At 66.6% G+C, this 22,651-nt stretch carries 29 protein-coding genes; 7 read left to right on the top strand and 22 right to left on the bottom strand.

Annotated elements, in window-relative coordinates; genetic code table 11:
• The 7 genes from M7H19_RS17545 to M7H19_RS17515 form a co-directional block, all read right to left on the bottom strand.
• Positions 1-1,497: recombinase family protein (locus M7H19_RS17545; protein WP_298182882.1), on the bottom strand; the 1,497-nt coding region annotated here is incomplete at its 3' end.
• Between the two features lie 197 nt (positions 1,498-1,694).
• Positions 1,695-1,934: a hypothetical protein gene (locus M7H19_RS17540; RefSeq protein WP_298182880.1), complete on the bottom strand. Its 240-nt coding sequence runs from the start codon at positions 1,932-1,934 to the stop codon at positions 1,695-1,697.
• Positions 1,935-2,382: 448 nt separating this feature from the next.
• Positions 2,383-3,741: a replication-relaxation family protein gene (locus tag M7H19_RS17535; RefSeq protein ID WP_298182877.1), complete on the bottom strand. Its 1,359-nt coding sequence runs from the start codon at positions 3,739-3,741 to the stop codon at positions 2,383-2,385.
• Positions 3,742-4,293: 552 nt separating this feature from the next.
• Positions 4,294-6,057: an arginine--tRNA ligase gene (gene argS, locus M7H19_RS17530; protein WP_298182873.1), complete on the bottom strand. Its 1,764-nt coding sequence runs from the start codon at positions 6,055-6,057 to the stop codon at positions 4,294-4,296.
• 16 nt (positions 6,058-6,073) lie between these two features.
• Entirely contained in the window at positions 6,074-6,853 is a 780-nt protein-coding gene (locus tag M7H19_RS17525) for a nucleotidyltransferase domain-containing protein (protein ID WP_298182870.1), read from the bottom strand.
• Between the two features lie 3 nt (positions 6,854-6,856).
• Positions 6,857-7,765: a class I SAM-dependent methyltransferase gene (locus M7H19_RS17520; protein WP_298182867.1), complete on the bottom strand. Its 909-nt coding sequence runs from the start codon at positions 7,763-7,765 to the stop codon at positions 6,857-6,859.
• Entirely contained in the window at positions 7,762-9,279 is a 1,518-nt protein-coding gene (locus M7H19_RS17515; protein WP_298182864.1) for a pyridoxal-dependent decarboxylase, read from the bottom strand. Before M7H19_RS17515 ends, M7H19_RS17520 begins: the two co-directional genes overlap by 4 nt.
• A 161-nt stretch (positions 9,280-9,440) precedes the next feature.
• On the opposite strand from M7H19_RS17515, the gene M7H19_RS17510 reads away from it, so the two are divergent.
• Complete coding sequence (locus M7H19_RS17510; protein WP_298182861.1) at positions 9,441-9,929, top strand: nucleoside deaminase; 489 nt, start codon at positions 9,441-9,443, stop codon at positions 9,927-9,929.
• Positions 9,930-10,170: 241 nt separating this feature from the next.
• On the opposite strand, the gene M7H19_RS17505 is transcribed toward M7H19_RS17510, so the two are convergent.
• Genes M7H19_RS17505 through M7H19_RS17485 form a run of 5 tightly spaced genes read right to left on the bottom strand, consistent with a single transcriptional unit; the run spans position 10,171 to position 11,581 of the window.
• Complete coding sequence (locus M7H19_RS17505; RefSeq protein ID WP_298182858.1) at positions 10,171-10,611, bottom strand: hypothetical protein; 441 nt, start codon at positions 10,609-10,611, stop codon at positions 10,171-10,173.
• A gap of 49 nt (positions 10,612-10,660) precedes the next feature.
• Complete coding sequence (locus tag M7H19_RS17500) at positions 10,661-10,891, bottom strand: hypothetical protein (RefSeq protein WP_298182855.1); 231 nt, start codon at positions 10,889-10,891, stop codon at positions 10,661-10,663.
• Positions 10,888-11,274: a hypothetical protein gene (locus tag M7H19_RS17495; protein WP_298182852.1), complete on the bottom strand. Its 387-nt coding sequence runs from the start codon at positions 11,272-11,274 to the stop codon at positions 10,888-10,890. Before M7H19_RS17495 ends, M7H19_RS17500 begins: the two co-directional genes overlap by 4 nt.
• Positions 11,271-11,405, bottom strand: a complete 135-nt coding sequence (locus M7H19_RS17490; protein ID WP_298182849.1) for a hypothetical protein — start codon at positions 11,403-11,405, stop codon at positions 11,271-11,273. Before M7H19_RS17490 ends, M7H19_RS17495 begins: the two co-directional genes overlap by 4 nt.
• Positions 11,402-11,581 (bottom strand): hypothetical protein, encoded by a 180-nt coding sequence (locus M7H19_RS17485; RefSeq protein ID WP_363321383.1) that lies wholly within the window; start codon positions 11,579-11,581, stop codon positions 11,402-11,404. The genes M7H19_RS17490 and M7H19_RS17485 overlap by 4 nt, the downstream gene beginning before the upstream one ends.
• A gap of 352 nt (positions 11,582-11,933) precedes the next feature.
• On the opposite strand from M7H19_RS17485, the gene M7H19_RS17480 reads away from it, so the two are divergent.
• Positions 11,934-12,764, top strand: a complete 831-nt coding sequence (locus tag M7H19_RS17480; RefSeq protein ID WP_298182845.1) for a helix-turn-helix transcriptional regulator — start codon at positions 11,934-11,936, stop codon at positions 12,762-12,764.
• A complete protein-coding gene (locus tag M7H19_RS17475) occupies positions 12,757-12,981 on the top strand; it encodes a DUF397 domain-containing protein (protein WP_363321382.1) in 225 nt (74 codons plus the stop codon). The genes M7H19_RS17480 and M7H19_RS17475 overlap by 8 nt, the downstream gene beginning before the upstream one ends.
• Positions 12,982-12,986: 5 nt before the next feature.
• Here the strand turns inward: M7H19_RS17475 and M7H19_RS17470 are convergent, their stop codons facing one another.
• The 5 genes from M7H19_RS17470 to M7H19_RS17450 all read right to left on the bottom strand — a co-directional run bounded on the left by M7H19_RS17470 (position 12,987) and on the right by M7H19_RS17450 (position 15,538).
• Positions 12,987-13,256: a hypothetical protein gene (locus M7H19_RS17470; protein WP_298182842.1), complete on the bottom strand. Its 270-nt coding sequence runs from the start codon at positions 13,254-13,256 to the stop codon at positions 12,987-12,989.
• A complete protein-coding gene (locus M7H19_RS17465) occupies positions 13,253-13,963 on the bottom strand; it encodes a DUF2637 domain-containing protein (RefSeq protein WP_298182836.1) in 711 nt (236 codons plus the stop codon). The genes M7H19_RS17470 and M7H19_RS17465 overlap by 4 nt, the downstream gene beginning before the upstream one ends.
• Positions 13,960-14,184: a hypothetical protein gene (locus M7H19_RS17460; RefSeq protein ID WP_298182833.1), complete on the bottom strand. Its 225-nt coding sequence runs from the start codon at positions 14,182-14,184 to the stop codon at positions 13,960-13,962. The genes M7H19_RS17465 and M7H19_RS17460 overlap by 4 nt, the downstream gene beginning before the upstream one ends.
• A 174-nt stretch (positions 14,185-14,358) precedes the next feature.
• Positions 14,359-14,559, bottom strand: a complete 201-nt coding sequence (locus M7H19_RS17455; protein ID WP_298182830.1) for a DUF397 domain-containing protein — start codon at positions 14,557-14,559, stop codon at positions 14,359-14,361.
• Between the two features lie 88 nt (positions 14,560-14,647).
• Positions 14,648-15,538 (bottom strand): FUSC family protein, encoded by an 891-nt coding sequence (locus M7H19_RS17450; RefSeq protein WP_298182827.1) that lies wholly within the window; start codon positions 15,536-15,538, stop codon positions 14,648-14,650.
• A 3-nt stretch (positions 15,539-15,541) separates the two neighbouring features.
• On the opposite strand from M7H19_RS17450, the gene M7H19_RS17445 reads away from it, so the two are divergent.
• Positions 15,542-15,685 (top strand): hypothetical protein, encoded by a 144-nt coding sequence (locus M7H19_RS17445; RefSeq protein WP_298182824.1) that lies wholly within the window; start codon positions 15,542-15,544, stop codon positions 15,683-15,685.
• A 60-nt stretch (positions 15,686-15,745) separates the two neighbouring features.
• Here the strand turns inward: M7H19_RS17445 and M7H19_RS17440 are convergent, their stop codons facing one another.
• The 3 genes from M7H19_RS17440 to M7H19_RS17430 form a co-directional block, all read right to left on the bottom strand.
• Positions 15,746-16,744, bottom strand: a complete 999-nt coding sequence (locus M7H19_RS17440; RefSeq protein ID WP_298182821.1) for a glycoside hydrolase family 25 protein — start codon at positions 16,742-16,744, stop codon at positions 15,746-15,748.
• An 882-nt stretch (positions 16,745-17,626) separates the two neighbouring features.
• Complete coding sequence (locus M7H19_RS17435; protein ID WP_298182818.1) at positions 17,627-17,830, bottom strand: cold-shock protein; 204 nt, start codon at positions 17,828-17,830, stop codon at positions 17,627-17,629.
• Between the two features lie 294 nt (positions 17,831-18,124).
• Complete coding sequence (locus tag M7H19_RS17430; protein WP_298182816.1) at positions 18,125-19,381, bottom strand: ABC transporter substrate-binding protein; 1,257 nt, start codon at positions 19,379-19,381, stop codon at positions 18,125-18,127.
• 202 nt (positions 19,382-19,583) lie between these two features.
• Between M7H19_RS17430 and M7H19_RS17425 the strand changes: the two genes are divergently transcribed.
• From M7H19_RS17425 to bcp, 3 genes are all read left to right on the top strand, one after another.
• On the top strand, positions 19,584-19,766 hold the full coding sequence (locus M7H19_RS17425) for a hypothetical protein (protein WP_298182814.1): 183 nt from the start codon (positions 19,584-19,586) through the stop codon (positions 19,764-19,766).
• A 203-nt stretch (positions 19,767-19,969) separates the two neighbouring features.
• On the top strand, positions 19,970-20,521 hold the full coding sequence (locus M7H19_RS17420) for a hypothetical protein (protein ID WP_298182811.1): 552 nt from the start codon (positions 19,970-19,972) through the stop codon (positions 20,519-20,521).
• 22 nt (positions 20,522-20,543) lie between these two features.
• Entirely contained in the window at positions 20,544-21,023 is a 480-nt protein-coding gene (gene bcp, locus M7H19_RS17415) for a thioredoxin-dependent thiol peroxidase (RefSeq protein ID WP_298182808.1), read from the top strand.
• 41 nt (positions 21,024-21,064) lie between these two features.
• On the opposite strand, the gene rdgB is transcribed toward bcp, so the two are convergent.
• Positions 21,065-21,682 carry an RdgB/HAM1 family non-canonical purine NTP pyrophosphatase gene (rdgB, locus tag M7H19_RS17410; RefSeq protein WP_298182806.1) on the bottom strand — a complete coding sequence of 206 codons (618 nt, stop codon included), beginning with the start codon at positions 21,680-21,682 and terminating at the stop codon, positions 21,065-21,067.
• Positions 21,679-22,455 (bottom strand): ribonuclease PH, encoded by a 777-nt coding sequence (gene rph / locus M7H19_RS17405; protein ID WP_298182803.1) that lies wholly within the window; start codon positions 22,453-22,455, stop codon positions 21,679-21,681. Before rph ends, rdgB begins: the two co-directional genes overlap by 4 nt.
• Between the last annotated feature and the right edge of the window lie 196 nt (positions 22,456-22,651).

Genomic DNA, 22,651 nt, shown 5'->3' with positions numbered 1-22,651 from the left:
GACGGGGACGATGGTGCTGGCGCTGGTGATCTTGATTTCGGCGATGAGGGTTTCGATCAGGGCTTTGCGGGTCTGATCGGTGCCGGAGTCGATGACGTGGGTGATGTGCTCGGCGACTTCCGTGAGGGTGGCCGTGTCGGGCGCGGCCGGTTCGGCGTCAAGCGCGGCGGCCAGTTCGTCACGGCGGGCGGCGAGCTGCTTGCTCGTGGCGCGTAGCTCGGCGAGCCGCTGGCCGACCAGCTCATCATCGAGGGTTCCCTTTTCGAATGCGGTCAGGTAGCGGTCGATCTTGCCGTTGGTCTCGGCGATCTTGGCCTCCACGCTGGCGAGTTCGGCTTGCTGGGTGTCCTGCCCGGCGTGGTGCTGGCGCTGCGCCTCGGCCACCGCGTCCGCGATCAGGGAGTGGTGGTCGCGGTAGAAGCCCGCCAGCGCATCGAGCACGGCCGCTTCTACGGCGTCGGCGTTGAGGCGGTGCCCGTTGCACTTGGCGGTGTCGTAGCGGGACCGGGTAAAGCACGTGTAGTAGCGGTAGACCTTGTTCTTGCCGGTCGCGCGGGTGCCGATCATGGCCTTGCCGCACTTCGGGCAGCGCATGAGCCCGGTGAGCTGGTAGTCGGAGCCGTTGGCGCGGCGGTGGGCGTGGTCCTCGCCACGCTCGGCGAGTAGCCGCTGTGCGTCTTTGAAGGTCTCGGTGTCCACGAGCGGGGTGTGGCAGTCGTCCACGGTGATCTCCCGGAAGGACAGTTCGCCGATGTAGATGCGGTTCGAGAGGACGCGGAGGACTTGGTATGCGGACCAGGTGCCGCCGGTGGTGGTGCGGTGTCCTCGGTCGTTGAGTACGCGGGCGACGACCTTGGAGCCGAGCCGGTCGTGGGTGTAGAGGCGGAAGATCAACCGCACGATCGGCGACTCGTCGGTATTCGGCACGAGCCGGTGCGTGTCCTCGGCGACGGTGTAGCCGAACGGACGGCGACCGCCTTTCCACAGGCCCTTGGCTGCCTTGCGTTCCATGCCGTTGATCACGCGGTCAATGATGGTGTCGCGCTCGAACTGGGCGAACATGCCCAGCATCTGCACCAGCATCCGCCCCATTGGCGTGGAGGTGTCGAACGGCTCGGTTGCCGAGCGGAACGCCACCCCGCACTGGTCGAGTTCGTCGAGCAGGGTCACCATGTCCCGCAGGTTCCGGGAGAACCGATCGACCCGGTAGACCAGCAGCACATCGATCAACCCTGCACGTGCCGCGTTGAGCGCGCGTTGCAGGTCGTCGCGGTCGGTGGTGGCCCCGGAGGCGTCATCGGAGAACCGCAGCGCCACTTCCCAGCCGGGCTGGGAATCCACAAAGGACTTCAATCGCTCGTTCTGGGCTTCGATCGAGTAGGGCTGGTGTTCGTCGTCGGTGGAGCGCCGCATGTAGACCCCGACCCGCACGGTGTCGAGATCATCGAGCCGTGGCGGGGTGTTCTGGGTGCGCCGCGCGGTTTTCGCTCGCGCCATTGAGAAAACTCCTTGCGAACTGTGGTGGTGAGGGTCGATCCGGACCCCTTGTTGGTCCGGATCGACCATGAACAAGAAACCTGTATGGGGCGACAAGAGCTGACTGAGAACTGACTAACGTCGCAGGTCACAGCCGGTGTGCCGCATGGTTCTATTGTCCCATGTCTTTTCCTTGGAGTGAAGGGAAAATCGGGGTCTCATGCGGCGTTTTCCCCGCTGTGGTACTGGTTTTCTTCCTCCGGTTTCCACTGGTTGATCAGGGCGGCCAATGCGGTGACCGCGAGCCGGTATTCGTCGGCGGTCATCGGTTCGGTCTCGATCCGTTCGACCGTAACGCCGGCGCGGCGTGCCCTGCGGCGAAGTGGCACGACAGCGCCGTCCGGATCAGCGTCGTTGCCGCTGTGGTCGCGGTCGTGTTCGGGATTGTGGGGGCACATGGCGCACCTCCGGGTGCCCGCGAGCCCACGCGCAGGGTGGGAGGTCGCGGGCGCTGGTCGGCAGCATGGGCAACCGTCGACGCAGCGGGCACACACCAGCCGGATCACCCGCACCCGTACCTCCGGTGGGCTTGATCGGGTGCGGGCACGCGCCATGACGCGCGCTGTGGTGGCTGGCGGTGCCAGGCTGAAACAAGGCCGGTGGGCTTCGACTCCCCGACTGCACTCGGGCACCCATCGGGGCCAGCGATCACCGACCGGGGTTCTGGGCTCTCACCGCCCACGATCAGCGAGACCACGGGCGAGACCGGAACGGGACGGGTGGTCTCGTCTCGCTGGGTGGGTCTCGGTGTCTCGATCATGGTCTCGGCGCGGTCTCACCAAAGGCGAGACACACGGGGCGGGTCGACGCGAGAGCCCCAGAAGATCGTTTGGAGTTGTCCGGGGTTTAGGCGGGACGCTTCCACCGCTGCCACGGTTGGCGCGTGGGCCTCCCGTGGACGGTGGTGTCCTCGTCGGGGTCGGGGTCGGTGAGCACGATGTCGCCGACGTCACGGCCGTGCCGGTTGGCCTCGCGCATCTCGTCGGTGGTGCCGTCGCGGTACACGTCCCCGTAGTCGTGGCTGTCGAGTACGGACGCTGGGCGTGTGGCCAGGTCGGCGAGCACGGTGGGCGTGCCGTCGTCGGTGGTGCCGTCGATCATGGCGGGCAGCTCGCCGAGACGGACCCTGCGGGCGCGACCCGGTTGGGCGGTGACTACCGACCAGACCTCGCCCGCCGGGCCGTCCGGGTGGCCGTGCTCGCGGGACGCGGTAGCCACAGGGACGGGGGAATGCTTGGCCTGCAAGGCTTTCCGCAAGCCCTGTTCGCGGCGGGTGCTGGTGGTCCAGATCAGCACCATGCCCGCCAACTGCCGCGCCACGTCGAAGCGGTCGGTGTAGGGCTTGCCGGAGCCGGTGTAGCGGTCGATCTTGTCGGCGACCTTACGTAGGGGTTCGGTGCCGGTGTCGTGTTCCAGGAAGAACCCCAGCCATCGGCCGTTTTCATGCCAGCAGCCGTAGCCGTCCGGGGTGATCTTGTGCTCGTAGAACTCGGTAATCGACTCTTCGGAGCGCCAGGTATGCAGGCCCTCGCGGTCGAAACCCCGCTCATCAGCGGCGAACGTGCCGAGCCCGCAGCGGCGGGCGTAGGCGGCGAGATCGGCGAAGAACTGGTTCACCCCCAACAGGTGCGGCAACCGTGGCGATTCGAGGATGCGGCGCAGCCGATCCGCGTGCGTCGCCGGGCGCGGCGGCGTCGTGCCGTTCTGTGCGGCGCGCAGCTCCACGCCGCGATAGCCCAGCAGGTAGTGAAACGGCTTCGAGCCACCTTCCGCCCGATACGGCTGCGTACGCCACAACACGCCCAGATCAGCAAGATGCAGCAAGCGATGCTGTGCCCGCGAGATCGACGGAAACACCAGCGCGCGAAGCTGCTCCGTGGTCAGAACATGATGTTCAGCAACCAGTTCCAGCACCAGACGATCCCGAGGCGTGAGCTTGGCCCACAGCGCCCCGTCCGGCTCTCCGGCCGCCGCCCTGCGGCGGTGCCCCCGCGCGGCAGACGTGAAATGAGACTGATTGTGACCAATCAGTCGGACACCCGCGCCGCGCGTCTTGTTCCCGCCCCGACCTGCGGCGTTGGGAACAACATCCCCTGCGGATGCCCCTGCGGCCCTGGGACGCACCGCACCCGCCGCCCCATCCGCAGCCCCACGCGCCGCGCCAGCCGCGCGACCGTGAACCTCGTTGTCTCTGCGGTCAGCCATGAACACCACCCATCGGTCAGGGCCCCTGTACGCCCCTGAAGTCCGGAAAAATGGGCCTCATAGGACCGCGATCAAGAAAAATGTGACCAAAGTCACTTTGTCGCGGTGGGTGGTGTGGCTGCCGTTGTCGACCGTCGCGAAGCAGCGAACATGATCGATCAGCCTCCTCATTGTGCCAGGAACGTGGGCACTACAAGAGGGGCGAACCAGGGCCGAATTTCGACGCCTACACGGGAAAATCACTCAGACGGCGCGGTGCGCTGTGCGAGACTCGATAGTGCTGCTCGATCTGCGGATACGGCTGGAAGTGAGCCCGGTGCGCCCGCGTCGTCGTGGGACTCCGGGCCTCGCGCAGTGCGCATCCGCTGTCAGCGCTCGGGCCGTATGGAGGTTATTCCCAAGAAGTCGGGGAAACGAGCCTGCCGCCCCGGTAGCGGCGTGACCAGCGGTGTTGTTCCGCAGCGGGCGGCAACTCGGCGGGCAACTCATAAGTTGCCGACGAGTTGCCGACATGAGTTGCCCACCGAGTTGCGGTCGCTCTTTGGCTTGCTGTCACATGCGTTCTGGGGCGCTGATGCCGAGCAGGTCGAGCCCGTGTTGGAGCGTGCGCGCTGTGAGTTGGCAGAGGGCGAGTCGGTTGCTGCGGATCGGCTCTTCGGCGTTGAGGACGTGGCAGGCTTCGTAGAAGTTGGTGAAGTCGCGGGCGAGGTCGTAGAGGTAGCCGCACAGCTTGTGCGGTTCCAAGGTCTCGCTCACGTCGGTGAGAGCCGAGCCGTAGGCGTCGAGTTCCAGGGCCAACGCACGTTCGGCGGGCTGAAGTTCGATGGTTGGGTCGATCGCGACTTCGGGATCTCCGGCTTTGCGCAAGATCGAGCGGATGCGGGTGTGGGCGTACTGGAGGTAGACGCCGGTGTTGCCGTTGAAGGACACCATGCGGTCCACGTCGAAGACGTAGTCCTTGATCCGTGAGCTGGACAGGTCGGCGTACTTGACCGCGCCGATGCCCGCTTGCTCGGCGATCTTGTCCAACTCCTCAGCAGGCAGCTCCGGGTCCTTTTCGTGGACGACGGCGCGGGCGCGTGTCACGGCGTCGTCGAGGAGATCCATCAGGCGCACCGTGCCGCCGGAGCGGGTCTTGAACGGGCGTCCGTCGGGGCCGAGAACGGTGCCGTAGGGCACATGTGCGGCCTCGATGCTGTCCGTGAGCCAGCCCGCGCGACGGGCGGCCTCGAAGATCATTTGGAAGTGCAGGGCTTGGCGGGAGTCCGTGACGTACAGCAGGCGGTTGGCTTTGAGGTCGTGGATGCGGTAGCGGATGGTGGCGAGGTCGGTGGTGTCGTAGCCGTAGCCGCCGTCGCGCTTGCGCACCATCAAGGGGGCGGGATTGCCGTCCGGGCCGTTGACCTCCTCGGAGAAGATTACGAGAGCGTCTTCGCTTTCGACGGCGATTCCTGCCTCGGTCAGCTCGGTGACCACATCGGAGAGCAGGTGGTTGTAGAACGACTCGCCTACCGAGTCTTCGGGGGTGAGCAGGACGCCGAGCCGGTCGTAGATGTCGCGGAAGGCTTTTTCGGACTCGGCGACGATCTCTTTCCAGCGCGCGATGGTGTCGGGGTCGCCGGATTGCAGGGCGACGACGCGCTGACGTGAACGGTCCGCGAAGTCGGGGTCGGCGTCGAACAGGGCGCGGGCGGCGCGGTACAGCTCGTCGAGCGCGGAGACGGCCGAGGTGCCGGGTTCCAGCTCGTCGTGGTGCCAGGTGGCTTCTGGGTGCTCGTTGAGGTATTGGATGAGCATCCCGAACTGGGTGCCCCAGTCGCCGAGGTGGTTTTGGCGGATGACGTCTGCGCCGAGGAAGCCGAGCACACGTGCGAGGCTGTCGCCGATGATCGTGGTGCGCAGGTGGCCGACGTGCATTTCCTTGGCGATGTTGGGCGCGGAGTAGTCGATGACGGTCCGGTGACCCTCGTTGGGCGTCCCGACGCCGAGGCGGGGACTGGCCAAGCGGGCGGCGAGCTGGTTCCAGATGAGCTGATCGGGCACGGTGATGTTGAGGAACCCCGGTCCGGACACCTCGACGTGCGCAATCGGCCCGCGGTCGCCGGCTACGGCCGCGGTGAGCGCGTCGGCGAGTTCGGCGGGCTTGGTACGGGCGCGCTTGGCTAGGGCGAGGGCTGCGTTCGACTGGAAGTCGGCGTGCTCGGATCGGCGGACGACAGGATCGGCTCCGGCCAGCTCCGGGCGGGCATGGGCGATCGCCTGGGACACGCTGTCGGCGACTTGGCCGAGCAGCGGCAGCACCTCGTGGTTCGTCACTGAGTAACCCTCCTTCTCAGCGGGCATTGTCCCAGGCCGCAGCATCTAGCCCACGCGCAGCCCGAAGTTGCCTGATCGCGGCACGGCACGCGCTGTGATCGGGCTCGAACCGGTGGCCGTCCACCTGACGGAGGATGTTGTCTTGCGCGAGCCGGGCAAGCCCGCGACCGAGCGTGCTGCGCAGGTGTCCGTTGGGGGTGTAGCCGAGGAAGTCTTCGCCGGTGGTCTGCTGGGGGCCGATGGTGACGGCCGTCATCGCCTCGTCCAGCGTGAGGCTCGTCGCGTCCCCACTGAGTGCCACAGCCAGCAGCCCAAGGGCGTATTCGGCGCGCTCGCGGTGTTCGGTGTAGGTGGCAGCGTCGCCACCGAGGAAGACATGTGGGCTGGTCAATGCATTGAGGACGAGCCGGTGCGCAAAGGGGCGGGAGTTGAGAAACCACGGCTCCACCACCACGGCAGACACGGCGAGGTTGCCGCCGCTGTCGGCGTCGAAGCAGTGCAGGCTCACGGCGGCGTCCACGTCGGCGAAGGTCGCGTGCACCTTGACCGTGTAGTCGACCTCGGTGTCCAGGTCGAAGCCGTGGGCGCGGTGCAGGTCACACACGGCCTCGATGAGGCGGTCCAGGTCCTCGGCAGTCAGGGGCTGTGGACCGATCAGTACGAGATCGAGATCAGACCGGGGTGTTGCGGTACCAGTGGGGTGCGAGCCGTACGCCAGGCCGTACCCGGCTTCGCCGACGAAGGTGCTGCGCAGCGTGCTCGCCGCCGCGTACGCGGCGCGTTGGATGGCCTTCACGTGCTACCTCGGCAGGTGGTGGCGGGGATGCGGGGCAGCGTGGAAGTCGATCACATGGACGCCGCTGGGCAGCGTGATTTCCCCCGAGGGTTGCTCGTAGCGGTCGACGAATTCGCGGATCTCGTGCTGCACGCCCGCGTCGTCCACGAGGGCGGGGAAGCTCTTGAGGTGCACGACGTTGAACCACGCGATCGCGGCCTCGGCGTTTGGTGCCCACGCGGTGCCGCCACGGCGTGTGTGGGTCAGCGTCCCTTCTCCGGCGTCCTCGGCGTCTCGAAGGGCACGCAGCAGGAGGTTGCGGGTATAGCTGCGGCCTTCCTCGGGAAAAGGGGCGATCTGCTCCCACAGTCGGGTCACTAACCGTTGTTCGGGGGTGTCGGAGTCGAAGAACAGCGCCAGCAGGTGCCCGCCGGGAGCGAGCAGGCGTGTCATGTCGCGGACGAAGGTGCTGGCCCCGGTGCGGGCGGCGTCCACGTCGGCGACCGGTTGGATGGCCTCGCCGGTCATGGACTCGAAGAACTCACCGAGTGGATAGCTGAGCGACCAGAATGCGCCGACGAGATCGAACGAACCCGCGCGTCCTTCGCCGAGCAGTTCGGCGACGGCATCGCGGGTATCGGCGCAGAGGGTACGGGCCTGCGGGTATCGCTGGTGTACAGCGTCGATCATCGTCGAGCTGTAGTCAGCGGCAGTCAAGTGGCGCGCGTAGGGCGCGAGGCGGGCAGTGACGCGCCCGGTGCCGCACCCGAATTCGACGACGGCCAGGTCGCCAGCGGGTCGTCCATAGTGGACGGAAAGTAATTCGCTGATCAAATCGAGGTCTTCGCGGCCATCGTAGTAGTGGGGCAAGAGTCGGCGGTCGTACACGCCGCTGGTTTCGTAGACCGAGCGGAAGTGCTCGACATCGGTCACTGAATGTCTCCTTCGAGGTCGCCGCCGAGTTTGGCTACGTAGTCGAGGACTTCGGCCATATGTGCCTCGGTGGTGCGTGGGTTGTTCGCCATGAACCGCAGGGGATACAGCGTCGCTCCGGCCCGCAGGAATGCGTGATCGTCGGGAAGACTGAACTGGTGGAGGAACCAGGTTCCCTCGGCGAGTGTCCGTTCGTGGATGCGCTGGTTTACCGCGTTGATCCGCTCAATCTGATGCTCGGACACGGGTGGTTCGGGCCGAATTCCGGTGGGGAGGTAGACGAACGCCACCGCCGCAAGGTCGGGGTCATGCAGGCGCAGTAGTTGCGGGTGCTCATCGAGGAGAGCGGCGAAACGGCGGGCTTTGCTCACCCGCTGTTCGGCCAGGGCAGCCAGCCCGTCGCGGCCGTGGGTAAGCATCATCATCCACAGCTTGAGCGAGAGCCATCCTTTGGTGCCGATGAACGGCGTGACCTGCCCGAAAGCGTAATCCTCCTGCATGATCAGGTCGGAATAGCTCGACACTGCCCGCAGGCTGGAGGGCTGGCGCACCAGCAGGGCACTCAAGCTGTAGGGCACCGCCATGACCTTGTGCGGGTCGACGGTCACACTGTCGAACTCGGTGATCCCGTCGAGCTGGTGGCGAAGTTGGTCGCTGAATGCCGCGACCAGTCCCCAGCAGGCATCCACATGCAGCCAGATCCGGGGATCGGCCGCGCGGACCACATCGTGCACTTGTCGCAGGTGTTCGACGGTCTGGGTTCTGCTGTCTCCGGCGTAGGCGATCACTGCCATGATTTGCCCGTGATGGCGGCGCAGCGCCCGTTCCAACGCGGCGAGGTCGTAGCGGAACCCGTGAGTGTCGACCTCGATGGCTTGGTCGCCGACACCAACCCAGTTCAGAGCGCTCTTGATGCTGTAGTGCCCGATTCCGCGCGGCACGATCACGCCGAACTGCTCAGGATTTCGGACACCGCCGTGCATGGTCTCGGGTGCCTTGTGCTCGCGTGCGAGCATCATCGCCGTTGCGTTGCTGGTCGTTCCGCCGTGCGTGATCACGCCGCCCACGTCCCACACCGTGCGGATGTCGGCGACGGGAGGGTTGCCGTAGCCCAGCAGGTCGCGCAGCCAGCGCAACACCGCGATCTCGACGAAGGTCGCACTTGGTGAGTCGAAACTCTGATTGATCAAGTTCTGTTGCGTGAACAGGGCGAGCAGGCCGCCCGCAAGTGATGCCGGGTCGTCGCCAGTGTCGCCGAACCCCAGAAAGCGAGGACTGGCCTCGTTCTTGCACAGTGGCAGGATGGTCCGCTCGAAGGACTCCAGAACGGCATCGAGCGGCCGGGATTCGCGGGGAAGCTCGAAGACAAGCAGGTCGCGTACCCGTTCGGGCTGTAGTCGCGTGCGAAAGATGTCCGGTTGGTGTTTGAAGTCCAGGCCAACGTCGACCACGCGGTGAAGAAACTTGGACGTAGCATCGGCATCGGCTGGTGTGGCGGTCGATTCGTTGTCCACCGACCGGAGGCTCACGCGAAACTCCTTGTCATCGTGGGTGAAACTGACACAAACGATCAAGCCTAGTCACGGCCTCGGCCCAGCGGTGCCACCAAACGGGTTGCCGCCCGGGGTGTGCACGTCAGGACCACGGCGACGGACAGTGATCGCTGTCAGGGACAATGCCGACCGTGCAGAGGACGCCAACCGCCCAGTACGAGCCCTGGATGCGCCGTGCGCTCCAGGTCGCCCACATGTTGCCCGACCCAGGAGCCGACGATCCGCCGGTCGGCGCGGTGGTGTATGACCGCGACGGCAAGGAAATTGCCGCCGCGCACAACGACCGCGACCGGAGTGGAGACCCCACCGCCCACGCCGAAATCCTCGCGCTGCGACAGGCAGGCAAGGCGCTCGGCACATGGCGCCTGGAGGGCTGCACCCTCGTGACCACGCTCGAACCAGGAACCATGTCGGCGGGCGCGCTGGTGATGGCTCGTATTCCGCGCTTGGTGATCGGCTCCTGGGACAAGTACAACGGTGCCGTCTGCTCGCTGTGGGACGTGGTACGCGACCGCCGCCTCAACCACCGCGTCGAGGTCATCCCCGAAGTGCTGATGCCGGAGACGGACGCCTTGCTCAACACCTACCTCGACACACCACAAGCATCGTGATCAGCTCGCCCGTCACTCGCCGTCGTGCTGCTCTGGCGGACGATTCGTTCGCAGTCAGAGCAGACTGGGTACGGCAGGGTGTTGCCGTTCCACCACACGGCGGGCGCGTGGCAGGCGGACCAGAACACGATGATTCCCTGGAAATCAGTGCGGGCGTTGGTGTTGGGGACAGCGTGTAGTAACCGCCGGAACAGTCCCGGTAACCACCGCACGTCATCCGCTGCCATTGGCACACGGCTTGTCAGGCGGCTTCGTCGTCTTTGACGGGGGTGGCCGCGTCCGGGTTGAACCACACGACGCGGGCGCGGATGTGGCTGCCAAAGTGGAAACCGCGCAGGGCGTTTTCCGGGGCTTGCAGGCTCATCCGTAGCCCGCGTTCGACCGAGACAACCTCGGCGTGATCGTCGAACGCGATTCCCCACGCCGCGATACGAGCATCTACGCGGTCGCCGTACTCCTGCACGACGGCGAAGAGGCGGGGTGCATGGTCGGCGACCATGTTTTCCAGCTCGAACGCGAACTCGGTCTCGTCGCACAGCGGCGGAATGTCTGACGGGTCGGGTACGAATGCGTCGAGCGGGTGGCGACGTTTCTGCTGATCGGCCTCGGTGTCGGTCGGCTGTGGGGCCGTGGCGTGTTCGCTACGTCGGCACGACTTCCGTGTCGATTCTGCTGTTGTCATTGCTTGCCTCCATCCGTGCGCGATTCCGGTTCAAGCGCAGGGCATGGCGCTAACAGCGCCATGCCCTGCGCTGGTCATCGGGGAGGTGGGTGCCGTAGATCACCAAGCAGGCAGGGCAGAACGCACGGGGCGGCGTGCGCTCGACATGCCGCGTCGGGACGCAGTGATCGCAGAGCGCTTGGTAGAAGGTCCGCTCGTCGTCGCCGATCTGCTCAGAGGGAAAGGCGTGCCAGGTGGCGTCGTAGGCGGACATGAGCCAGGTGACCGTGGGCGCGGTCATGGACGATCGTCCTCATCGTCGCGCGGCCAAGGCCACCGGTGGACCGTGGCAGGTGGCGCGTAGGGCCGATATCGAGGGCTGGCTGGCGGGTCGATGCTGTCGAGAAGCCAGGCCAAGGCGTTGGCGGCATGGCCTGACTGGTGCTCGACAATCTCGCCATGTTTGGCGGGGCACCGGTAATCGAAGCTCGCCTCGGCGCGCACGGCGTGGGCCAAGCCGCTGGGGCGCAGCGCCAGGTATTCGACGTATCCGGCGCGCACGCGCCAGAGCCGGGTGCCGATCAGGATGCCGCCGTCGTTGGCGTCGGGCAGTGGCCGGAATCCTTCGGCGTACAGCCGTCGGCCCAAGTCTTCGGCCACCTCGCGAGACAGCGGGCTCATCATTGCCCCTCCTTGCGGGCGTGGCGGGCGGCGATCTGCCCGTCAACGTGGGCGCGGTAGATCGCCGCAGCGAGCCGGAGCAGGAACACCAGCGCGGCGATCACGACGAGAACGGCTTGCGCTGCGGGGCTCATGCGTGGCCTCGCACGGTCACGACGGCGTGCTGGTGCTCGTCTTGCGCGGCGGGCTCGTCCAGCGCGAACACCGCGTCCCGCAGCGCGCCCCGCAGCCGACCGGCCTGCAACGGGTCCAGCACGGCGACCTCACCCGGTGGGAACACCAGCGCCACCCGGTTGTCATCCGTGCGCACAACGAGGAGTTCGCGGCCTCGCCCAGCGATGTCGCGGCACCCAGCTACCCACTGACCTGGTTTGCGTCGCCTCCACCACATGATCGCTCCCCACAGTCCCGCCAACCCTCGGGCGGCGTCGTCGTTCGGGCGGTCCGGGCCAGGTCGGGGGTCTGGCCCGGACCTCGTTGGATGTCGGCGAGGCTGCGGGCGGGGATTCGAGGAAGGTCACCGCAGCTCCGCCGACTCTGGTTGATGCTATAACTGAGTCTCAATTTCAGACACCTGTTGATCTCGGTCCATCTGGGTGAAAAACTGAGACTCAAGTGACGACTCTGTGTGATGCGCTTGTAATGAGGCAGACTGGTGACCCATGACTGAGGAAGATCCCGGCCCGATCGTTCAGCGGCTCGTCCTGGGCGAACGTCTCCGCGCACTCCGCGAAGCCAGCGGGGTGTCGTTGGACGACGCGAACGCTCGTCTGAAGTGGTACCGAGGCAAGCTGTCCAAGATCGAGAACGGGACGCTCGGGCTGAGCGAGCGTGAGCTGTCTACGCTTCTGGACTGCTACGGCGTACCGGGGCCGGAGGCGGCGCAGGTCATGCAGCTTGCGGCCGAAGCCCGCCGCCGAGCCGCGCCCGAGCGCGTGAACGACTGGGCCAAGCAGTACGTACCCCTGGAACGTGCCGCGTCTGAAATCCGCTTGGTCTACAGCGAGATTCCTGGGCTGCTCCAGACCAAGGAGTGTGCGAAGGCGCAGCTTGCCAGGTCGCCCGTCGTGTTGGCGGCCGACGTGGACGACATGGCAGCCGCCCGCGAGGAACGCGGCGACCGGTTGTTCCGGGACAACGCGCCACAGGTGTGGGCCGTGCTCGGTGAGGAAGCACTCCTCCGGCGCGTGGGCACGCCCGAGGTGATGAAGGCCCAACTCGAACGGCTGCGGGAGATGGCGAAGCTACCCACCGTCTCGCTCCGGGTCGTGCCCTTGGATCATGGACCGTATGCGGGGCTGAGCTGCCCGTTTACGTTGCTGTGGATCGAGAGAGCAAGGGCCACGATTGCCTACGTCGAGACCCTGACCGGCGCGGATTACGTCAAGACGACACGCGCCTATAGCCTCGCGTTCGAACAGGCGCAAGAGGACGCGCTGACGGACGACGAGACACTGACGCTACTTGACCGCTACATCGCGGATCTTGAGTGAGTTGGGAGAAGGGCACATGGCGGTTTCCGACGACGGCCTTCAGTGGCGCACGAGCAGCTACAGCGGTGGCGCTCAGCAGTGCGTCGAGGTCGCGCAAGCGCCGGACGGCGGACGCTGGCTGCGGGACACCAAGGACCGTAGCCGTCCCGCCCACTACTTCACCGCCGCCGAGTGGGACGCCTTCATCAAGGGCGTCAAGGACGGCGAATTCGACTAAGCCACTCACGGCAACACTGCGGGGCACCTGGCGTTTCCAGGTGCCCCGCAGTGCATCCGCAGGTGGTCAAAAACGGCCGTTTTCGACCACCGGGCTTTTTTTGAAGACTCCAGGCCGCCCAGCACCGTACCGACCCCTGCGGCGGTGAACGTGACCAGCAGGCACAGCCCTTGCCAGACGGTAAGCCCGCCGGTCACTCCCGCGAGAACCTGGGCGCCCGCTGAACAGACCAGCAGTGTCGCCGAGATGTAGACGCGGAACGGCTGGCCCTTCATGCGCCGATTTTCACACGCCTGTCGTCGTTGATCCATCCGGCCTTGCGCCACCGACGCAGCACGCGCCGTCCGTAGTTGTTCGTCGTGGCTATGCGGTCCAACTCTGCGCCGGTGGGCGTGCGCCCCTTGGCACGCTCGGTCTGGTAGTACGCCCACATCCGTTGTTCGGCGGTCGGCTCCGCCTGCTCCCACCGAGACTCGCCCGAGACCAGCGAGAGCATCACGGGACGCTTGGTCTCGTCGCCAGTCTCGCGGGTCTCGGTGGTCTCGTTTCGGGTCTCGGCGGTGGTCTCGGCCTGTCGGCGCTTGAGCGCGCGGTTCAGCAGCTCGACCGCCAGCAACAAGGCCAGCGGCGGGCACGCCGCGACCGCGACGGCGAACACGCTCAACTCCGGCCTAGCGGCCACGTTGGCGCACAACGAAAGGGAAATCCCGAACAGGAAGGCCATCCATGCCTTCCACTGGCCGTCACCTCGACGACCTCGCCCGGTCTTCCACAGCTCCACCGTCGCCACCGTCAACAGCCCGTCCACCACGAGCGGCCACAGCGTCGCCGTGGTTTCATCCGCGCCGAACCGCAGCGCGAATTTGCGTCCGTGCCGGTACGAGGCGTACGCCGCGCCCAACGCCACGAACGCGGTTGATGCGCATTGCAGCCACAGCGCCCGATCCCGCCGAGAGGTCTGGTTCTGCTCGGTGGTGGTCATTGGCAACCACCACCCGCGCGACGCCCCGTCATCGTCGGGTCGACACCGGCCGCCTCGGCACAGCGGCCGACACAGGCGAACACCTGCGTGCCGGTCACCGACCGGCCGACCGGAACGGATCGGGAACCACGGGTGCGCAGGTAGTCGAGTCCGCAGATCACGCAGGCCAGCCCATCGGCCTGAGCGGCGGTCAATCCGGTGATGATCTCTTCGGGGTTCACCGGGCACCACCACCCGACACCACGCGGCGAGTACCCACCGGCTTGATCCTGATCTCAGGGCCTTCCGCCGTTAGGGTGTTCGTGTTCTGAAGCGTTAGGTCCACCCGATGCGCAAACGGTCCGTGTCCCGCGGGCCATCCGCGAGACACAAGGCACAGAGACAGAGACAGCGGCTCAGTTGTCGAACTCACCCGCCTTCACCCCAGCGACGAACGCACGCCACTCACTGTCGGTGTAAGCGATGACACCCGCATCAGGGCGCTTGGAGTTACGCACTTCCACACCACCTTCGACACGGCGAAACTCGACGCAGTTCGTCTCCTTGCCGGAGAAACTCGACTTGCGCCATTCGTTCTCCTCGTGCCGTACGGTCATTGTGTCGTCTCCACTTTGTCGATGACATCGGCGATGAGCTTGGTCGAGTCGCCCAAGCCTCCATCCGCCCGTAACGCCGGTCTTCTCGCTAGCGGGCCTCGACGGGACTGCGTCCGTCGAGGACTTCGTAGGCACGGTGGGAGACGGCGAGTAGCTGCTCGGTCGGCAGTCTCTCCGACCTCACCTCGCCTGCCGCGACGTCGTAGGCCTCGTGCAGCTCCACCAGCGCGGCCCGTAGCCGCGGAGCGTCGACCCGCGGCGCGGTACTCAAGTCCCGGACCCGGGCGAGCGCGTTCTCGACACGGTCGAGCCACGCCCCCTTGGGTGCCACCCTCGCCACGACGACCGCGATGGCCGCCCCCAACAACGTCGCCCACAGCCGGTCGGAGACCAGCTCGTGGGGCGGCACGGTCGTCCCGAGCGCGCTGACCAACAACGCGACCGGCGTGGCGAAGAACAACCCGAACGCATAGTTGACCGTGACCGTCAGTTCGGCACCCCATTGCAGGAGCACCAACATCCCCACGACGACCCAGGCGGCCGGCTCGGCCGTCAGCAACGCGAGCCCGAGCAGCACCCCGAACACCGTGCCCGAGACCCGCTGCACCATCCTCGGCACCGAGGTCGACGTACTGGTGGCCTGCAGAACCGACACAGCCGACACCGCCGCCCAGTACGCGTGCCCGATACCCAACAGATGCGCCGACACGCCCGACACGAAAGCCGCGACACCGACCCGCGCGGCATACGGCAGCAACCAAGTACTCGCGTGCTGGCCGGGCCGCAGAGCCGCCACGCCGAGAGCCCGCAGAGTTCGCCACCGCGACTCCGGCAACGGCGGGGAGAGGGTGCCCTCGGAACCGCCGATCGCACGCGGCGACTCGCCACGCCGTACCGCCTCGGCGGAGCCACGCAGGTCGTCGGCGGTCAGGCCGGTGTCCGCCGTGTCGACGAGCACCGCCTCACCGAACTCGGACACGAGGTGATCGACCGCGCGTTCCACCGCAACCTCGCGGCCGAGCGTCGACTGCTCGCGCCGCTCACAGCCCAGCAGCGCAAGACGCTCGCCGACAGCCTCGCGGCACTGCTGAACCTGCTCGAAACCCCGGCCGGCTCCCCGGACTGAACCCGGACACCCGAAGGGGCGCGACGACGAAAGTCGTCGCACCCCTCGACGCCGTCGGTGTCAGTACACGAAATCCAGCGACCCGTAGTACTCGTAACGATCGTCGGGTTTCGGGTACTCGTAGTACAACGCGCCACTGGTGGCTCCCTTGGGAACCTCGACCCGCCACGGGCGCAAACGGTGGATCGTCTTCCCACCCTCCGGCACGGGATTGCCCTTGAAGTCGAACTTCGGCAACCCGTCATCCTCCTTGCCGCCCGGATAGCCGTTACCGACGAAGAACAGCGCCTTCACCTTCATCTCACCGTGCGGGCAGTTGACGGCGATCTTGTCGGCCCCCTCCGGGATCTGGAAGCTCTGGGCATGGGTACCCACGTTCAACTTCACAGGCATGGTGTCCTCCTGTTGCGGGATCGACGGGGCGGAGCCACCTCCACCCGTGGAGTGGAACAGGGCGCGTAGCTGCGCGATATTGCCCCGGAACGCGTTGCCATCGATGGGCGAACGCCCGGCTACCCTGGCCGAACTGGTGAACTGCAGCACGGCGACGCGAAGGCCGCCGTAGCCGTCCCAGTAGTGGGCGGGCACCGCGGCGTACTCGTCCTGGATGTCACCGATCTCGTTGTCGGGATACCGGGACGACCACAGCGGCGGCAGCCCCGACAGCGAGGGTGACCCGAGCTGCTGCCAGTACCACCGCGGCATATACAGCAGCGGCACGGAATACCCCGCGGACCGCAACCGCGAGACGATGTCGCGGGTGAGGGACACTCCCCCGCTGTTAGTCTCGACGTCCGGGATCACGGGAATATCCGTCGATACCACGTTTTTGACGTGCGCCACCTGCGCCGCGGCGCTTATGCCGCTGCGTTGGTAGTGGTATGCGGCGAAGGGTTTCTTTGTCTTGCGAGCCTTGGCCACGTTCTCGGAGAAGCGGGCATCGGTGAACCCGTCCCCCTCGGTGGCCTTGAAGATGAAGAAGTCGATGCCCTCACGGGCCGCGCGCTCCACATCGAAGCTGCCTTGATGATGTGAGATGTCGATCCCGAAAATGGGCACTAGTCACTCCCCACAGTCGTGTCGGCCACGCAGACCGACCGCGGTTTCGGTGCGCTGGTGTGGTCTCCTCCCTGACGGTTTGTGCGGTTTCGTGTCCTTCCTGTGATGAAACCCGCACAGAGAGTGTCAGGGCAAGCTGCTTTACGAGTGAATGCGGGGAATGACCTGCCGAAAATATGAATCGCTTTCTACAACCGGTGCTTCGGCGGCCGGTTGTCACAACAGCGACAGAAGTTGCACAAGTCGCGGCCCCCGGACGCGAATCGGCCCGACAGGCACACCGTCCGGCTCCGCGGACTTCAAAAGAGCTTCACAAAGCCTTCCCAAGCGCGGACGAACAGTCTCCGACCTACAGCGGAGGACGTGGAAGAGGGCCACGCGCGGAAATCAACAGGACCTGTCGACAGGTCGAGGGATCAACGACGATGCCGATTCCTGCGAGACCGCGACGAACGACGAGCCGATCGGTCACCGGCTCCGTTGTTTCCGTTGTGCCGACCACGGGGCGCGGAGTTCTTGGGCCCGGAGCCCGGAGCGCTGGGCACCGAAGTGGCGGAGGAAGGGGCTGGGGAGGAAGCAGCGGGGGCGGGAGGAGCTTGGAACAAAGTGGCCGCTTCGCCGATACCGGCCTTCTGCGGCGACTCCAGCTCGCGGTAGTCGACCGGCTCCTCATGGGTGGTGTGACTGAACCGGAGGGCGGCGGTGGCTTCGAGAGCTTCACCGCGGTCGGAACCATGGAAATGAGACATAGAGTTAGCTGAATAGGACGAAACGTGAGACGAAGACATCAGACGCGAACACTCTCCGTTGTGAGACACGGTCCGTGAAGTGGTCGCGGGGGCGGGGCGCCGAGAAACCTCCTCAAACGCCCCGCCGGCACACTCAGAGCGTGCGAACTCCCGTGGCCTGAGGCCCCTTGGCGCCCTGACCGACGGTGAAGGCCACTCGCTGGCCATCCTCAAGGCTGCGGAAACCCCGTCCGTCGATCTCGCTGTAGTGCACGAACACGTCGGCGCTTCCGTCGTCCGGAGCGATGAAGCCGAAGCCCTTCTCGCTGTTGAACCACTTCACGGTTCCCTCGGTCATGTCGTCTCCTTCGCAAGAGATGCCGGTGACCACACCGTGTGATCACCCACAGCCGCGGGGTCGAGCAAAGTCGACGCTTCTCACCTGCTGCGAGGAGACGTGACACGCCCGCACCGATCTTTCGCGGACGTGACAGAACACGAACACGCAAAACCTGCGACTACTCAGGACAACGTCCTGACGCGCCGGACCATTCCCGGCACTTCCACCACCCTACCCGAGAGGAGCGCCGCTACCGCCGCCCACGCCCGGCCCGATACCTCGCTTCCCACGTCGACGAACCCCGCGAGCGCTTCAGTTATCGGACTCCTCCTGGGTGCCCACGGTTCGAAGCGCGCCCGACTCGTCGTAGGCGTAGACATCGTAGACGGCCTTGCCCGGCTCACCCTGTTCCGTGAAGTCGAGCGGCCCGCTGACGCCGTCGTAGTCGATGTCCTTACCGCTGTCGAGAAGCTTCTTGCACTCGGCAAACGACGTACACTTCTCGCCGTCCCTCGTGACCCTGTTGATTTCCGTGGAGAACACCATCGGGTCGTCGGACTGAGCGGCCTCGGCCGCCAACGCGATGATCGTCACGCAGTCGAACGCCTGCGGCGCGAACTGTGTCTTCCGCACATCGGGCGCGAATTCCCTCAGCCGCTCGAGGTACTCGTCGTTGTCCGCCGTGGGGGCCGTGCCCTTCATGCCCGCGAGCGCCCCCGCATCGTCCGGTGACACCGACGACGGCAACTCGGTGTCGCGGAGACCGTCGGCTCCGTAGACACCGATGTCCTGCGGCCCCACCCCGGCTTCGATCATGGCCTGCAACGCCTGAGCGCCTTCCTCGAACGCCACGACCACCACCGCGTCCGGGTCGGCTTCCCGCAGCTGCTGGGCGATCCGGTCGAAGTCCGGTGACTCGGGGTCGTACGTCTCCCCCAGCACCACGGTGGCACCCGAGGACTCCAGGGCCTTGGTGGTCGACTCCAACAGCCCACGGCCGTAGTCGTCGTCACGGGCCACGATGGCGACCCGCTGGTGACCGTCACCGGTGATCACCTTGCTGAGCGCGGACGCCTGAAGGTTGTCGCTCGGAGCGGTGCGGAAGTACAGACCACTGTCGGGATAGTCGGTGAGGGCGGCGGCGGTGTTGGAACCCGAGCACTGCACCACGCCCGAACCGGTCACGTCGTCGACGATCGCAAGCGACATGCTCGACGCCGCGGCTCCGACGACCGCGTCCACGTCCCTCGACAACACGTCGCCCGCCGCCCGCCTGGCGGCGTCCGCCTTTCCCGCCTCGTCCGACGCCGCGGCCTCGGGGATCGGCTGGCCGAGCACCCCGCCCGCTTCGTTGATCTCCTCGATCGCGAGCTTCACCGACTCGATCTGCGGCGGCCCCAGATGGGCGAGTTGCCCCGTCTCCGGCAACACGTACCCCAGGTTCAGCACGCCATCGCCGCCGTAGTCGCCATTGCCCCCTCTCCCGGCTCCCCCACCACCACATGCGGTGAGTACGAGTGCGGTCGCGCTCAAGAAGATCGCCGACCGCCACATCGATGGCGCTCGCATCCGCCGCCTCCATTCGTCGAACTGTGTCGTCACCGATGTTCCCATCCGACCGACCGGGCGAACGACTTCGTGCACTGGATCCTCATCGGTGGAGGGGGAACAATGCGAAGCCGAGTGGCACATCGCTTTCGACCCGCCGCTGCCTGCACTCCCTCGAAGTATGTGCCCACGCCACGGCGGGTGGTGAACGGAAAGGTGACGCATGATCGGACGGCGCCTGCTCCGCTGGCCGAACCGGTGGGCCGACTGGTTCGAGAAACGCGGCGTCTACGTGCCCGGTGAGGACAACCGGGTCGTGGACCCGTGGCGGGACTGGGGCTGGCTGATCGTCGTCTGGCTCGCCGGCCTGGCGGTGTTTGTCCTCGTTTTCGCCATCGCCGTGTGAGCTTTCGCCCCAGCTCCTTTTCCGTGACCACCACCTGGCACAGCACGTGCATTACGGCGAGGACACGAGCGGGCTCCGACTCCGCCTCAACCACCCGATCCCGCTAGCTTGCCCAGGCCCGTGTCGACAGAGTGGACGAGGGCGGCATGAACGCACGCCCGAACGGAGCAACTTCGCGCTGCGATCGGAGCAAGGAGCAGCCTGTGTCTACGGCGAGGGCGGTAGCCGCCGTGTGCGCGGCATTCATGCTGGGCGCGTGTGGCGCGTCGTCGGCGGGTGGCGACGTGGAGACCGCCGCACCGACCCGGGACGTGACGTCGTCCCAGCCGCCGTCCACGACGACCACACCTGCCTTGCCCTCCGGAGCCCTCGCGTTCGGTTCCGAGCACCGTTTCCCGTCGGGGCTCGTGGTGAGCGTGTCCTCCCCCAGTGTCTTCGAACCGAGCGAGAACGCCTATCCGCGGTCGGAACGCGCCGCCGCTTTCAGCATCTCCCTGTACAACGAGAGTGAGAAGCCGTACCGACTGTCGGACTTCTCGGTGCAGGCGACGATCGACGGCAAGGAAGTCGAGCAGGTGAACGACTCCCTCCGCGGCTACAACGGCATCGTCGAGCCCGACCGCAACATCTCGTCGGGGGAGTCGACGGAACTGACGCTCGCGTTCGCGGTGGAACCGGATCCTCGCCAACTGCGACTCACCCTGCACCCCGACTCGGCCAAACCGACCAAGGCGGTGTTCGTCGGGCTCACGTGACGGCGCGGGTTACGCTTCGGCCATGACCGACCGCATCCGTCTCGCCGAAGGGGACCCGGCCCCCGACTTCACCCTGCCCGACAGCGAGGGCAACACCGTGTCGTTGTCCGACTTCCGCGGCCATTCCGTGGTGGTGTACTTCTACCCGGCCGCGGGCACTCCCGGGTGCACGAAACAGGCGTGCGACTTCCGGGACAACCTCGCCCAGCTGAACGACGCCGGATACCAGGTGCTCGGTGTCTCCCCGGACAAGCCCGAGAAGCTGGCGAAGTTCGTGGAGAACGAGAAGCTGACGTTCCCCCTGCTGTCGGACCCGGACAAGACCGTGCTCACCGAATGGGGCGCGTTCGGCGAGAAGAAGAACTACGGACGCATCGTCCAGGGCGTGATCCGCTCGACGTTCGTGGTGGCCCCCGACGGCACGATCGCCAAGGCCATGTACAACGTGCGCGCCACCGGCCACGTCACCAAACTCCTGCGGGATCTGAGCATCGCCGAATAGCGGCGGGTCCTTCCCGCTCTCGGCCCCGACGTGAAGGCCCGCTACCTCTGAGCCAGCTCCCGCAGGTGCGGCACCAGGGCACGCAGGGCCTTCCCTCGGTGTGAGACGGCGTTCTTCTCCTCCGGGGACAGCTCGGCCGAAGTCCGTCGCTCACCCTCGGGCACGAAGATCGGGTCGTAGCCGAAGCCGTTCTCGCCGCGCGGCTCCCGCACGAGCGTGCCCCGCCATTCGCGCCGCAGCACCACCTCGTGTGGTTCGGCACCCGGCACGACGAGCGCCACCGCGCACGTGAACGCAGCGCCCCGGCGTTCGTCCGGCACGTCGGCGAGCTGGTCGAGCACCAACCGCAGGTTCGCCGCGTCGTCCCTGTGCGCACCCGCCCAACGCGCCGACAGCACACCCGGCATGCCGTTCAGCGCGTCGACGGTCAGCCCGGAATCGTCCGCCACGGAGGCCAGTCCCGTGGCCCTCGCCGCGTCCCGGGCCTTGGCGAGCGCGTTCTCCTCGAACGTCACACCCGTTTCGGGTGCCTCGTCGAACGGCTCCACGTCCGACATGCCGACGACTTCGAAACCGTCGAGGCCGGCCTCGGCGAGGATGCGGCGCAGCTCTGCGAGCTTGTTCGCGTTGCGAGTCGCCAACAGCACCCGCGTACTCACTTGGAACCCTTCTTCTTCGCAGGCGGTGGCTCCGGCAACTCACCCGGATACGGGGCGGCGAGCGCCTCGGCCTGGATTCGCGCCAGCTCCGCGCACCCGGCCTGCGCGACATCGAGCATCTTGTCCAATGTAGACCTTGCGAAGGTGGCGCCCTCGCCGGTGCCCTGCACCTCGATCAACGTCCCCGCGTCGGTGGCGACGACATTCATGTCGACCTCGGCACGCGAATCCTCCTCGTACGGCAGGTCGAGCCGCACCCGTCCGTCCACGACGCCGACGCTGACCGCCGACACCGCCGCCGACAACGGCTTCGGATCGACCAGTCGCCCGGCCGCGCCCAGCCACGTGATGGCGTCGGCCAACGCCACATACCCACCGGTGATCGCCGCCGTGCGCGTACCACCGTCGGCCTGGATCACGTCACAGTCGATCACGATGGTGTTCTCACCGAGGGCGGCGAGGTCGATGCACGACCGAAGCGAACGACCGATCAGCCTGCTGATCTCGTGGGTACGGCCCCCGATCCGGCCCTTGACCGACTCGCGGTCGCTGCGCGTGTGGGTCGCCGACGGCAACATCGCGTACTCGGCCGTCACCCAGCCGAGGCCGGAACCGGCGCGCCAACGCGGCACCCCTTCGGTGACGCTCGCGGCGCACAGCACCCTGGTGTTACCGACCTCGATGAGCACCGAGCCCGCCGGCCACTGCTGGAATCCGCGGGTGATCCGCACCTCGCGGAGCTGGTCATCGTCTCTGCCGTCTACTCGAACCACACCCGGCAGCCTAATGAAGCCGGCTGGACACCGGGTGAGAAGGGCGTGACCTCGTCGTGAAGTCCAGGTCCAGCGCGCGGCCGCGGCAGGTCACGCCACTCGCGCGTCAGGGACTAGGGTATCCCGGTGACTGGCCTCTTCCCCTCTTTGCGCGCGACCGCGGACGCCTACGACGCCGTCGCCATCCGCTACGCCG

The organism is Saccharomonospora sp. (genome assembly GCF_027317685.1).
GTDB lineage: Bacteria > Actinomycetota > Actinomycetes > Mycobacteriales > Pseudonocardiaceae > Saccharomonospora.
Note: the sequence above shows the minus strand (reverse complement) of the source record. Positions and strands in the feature narration are given on the sequence as shown.

Bases quoted from the DNA above. Each gene is read 5' to 3' on its own strand.
- M7H19_RS17540 (WP_298182880.1), bottom strand. From the start codon at position 1,934: ATGTGCCCCCACAATCCCGAACACGACCGCGACCACAGCGGCAACGAC.
- M7H19_RS17535 (WP_298182877.1), bottom strand. From the start codon at position 3,741: ATGGCTGACCGCAGAGACAACGAGGTTCACGGTCGCGCGGCTGGCGCG.
- M7H19_RS17510 (WP_298182861.1), top strand. From the start codon at position 9,441: ATGCCGACCGTGCAGAGGACGCCAACCGCCCAGTACGAGCCCTGGATG.
- M7H19_RS17505 (WP_298182858.1), bottom strand. From the start codon at position 10,611: ATGACAACAGCAGAATCGACACGGAAGTCGTGCCGACGTAGCGAACAC.
- M7H19_RS17500 (WP_298182855.1), bottom strand. From the start codon at position 10,891: ATGACCGCGCCCACGGTCACCTGGCTCATGTCCGCCTACGACGCCACC.
- M7H19_RS17495 (WP_298182852.1), bottom strand. From the start codon at position 11,274: ATGATGAGCCCGCTGTCTCGCGAGGTGGCCGAAGACTTGGGCCGACGG.
- M7H19_RS17490 (WP_298182849.1), bottom strand. From the start codon at position 11,405: ATGAGCCCCGCAGCGCAAGCCGTTCTCGTCGTGATCGCCGCGCTGGTG.
- M7H19_RS17480 (WP_298182845.1), top strand. From the start codon at position 11,934: ATGACTGAGGAAGATCCCGGCCCGATCGTTCAGCGGCTCGTCCTGGGC.
- M7H19_RS17470 (WP_298182842.1), bottom strand. From the start codon at position 13,256: ATGAAGGGCCAGCCGTTCCGCGTCTACATCTCGGCGACACTGCTGGTC.
- M7H19_RS17465 (WP_298182836.1), bottom strand. From the start codon at position 13,963: ATGACCACCACCGAGCAGAACCAGACCTCTCGGCGGGATCGGGCGCTG.
- M7H19_RS17455 (WP_298182830.1), bottom strand. From the start codon at position 14,559: ATGACCGTACGGCACGAGGAGAACGAATGGCGCAAGTCGAGTTTCTCC.
- M7H19_RS17435 (WP_298182818.1), bottom strand. From the start codon at position 17,830: ATGACCGAGGGAACCGTGAAGTGGTTCAACAGCGAGAAGGGCTTCGGC.
- M7H19_RS17430 (WP_298182816.1), bottom strand. From the start codon at position 19,381: ATGCGAGCGCCATCGATGTGGCGGTCGGCGATCTTCTTGAGCGCGACC.
- M7H19_RS17425 (WP_298182814.1), top strand. From the start codon at position 19,584: ATGATCGGACGGCGCCTGCTCCGCTGGCCGAACCGGTGGGCCGACTGG.
- bcp (WP_298182808.1), top strand. From the start codon at position 20,544: ATGACCGACCGCATCCGTCTCGCCGAAGGGGACCCGGCCCCCGACTTC.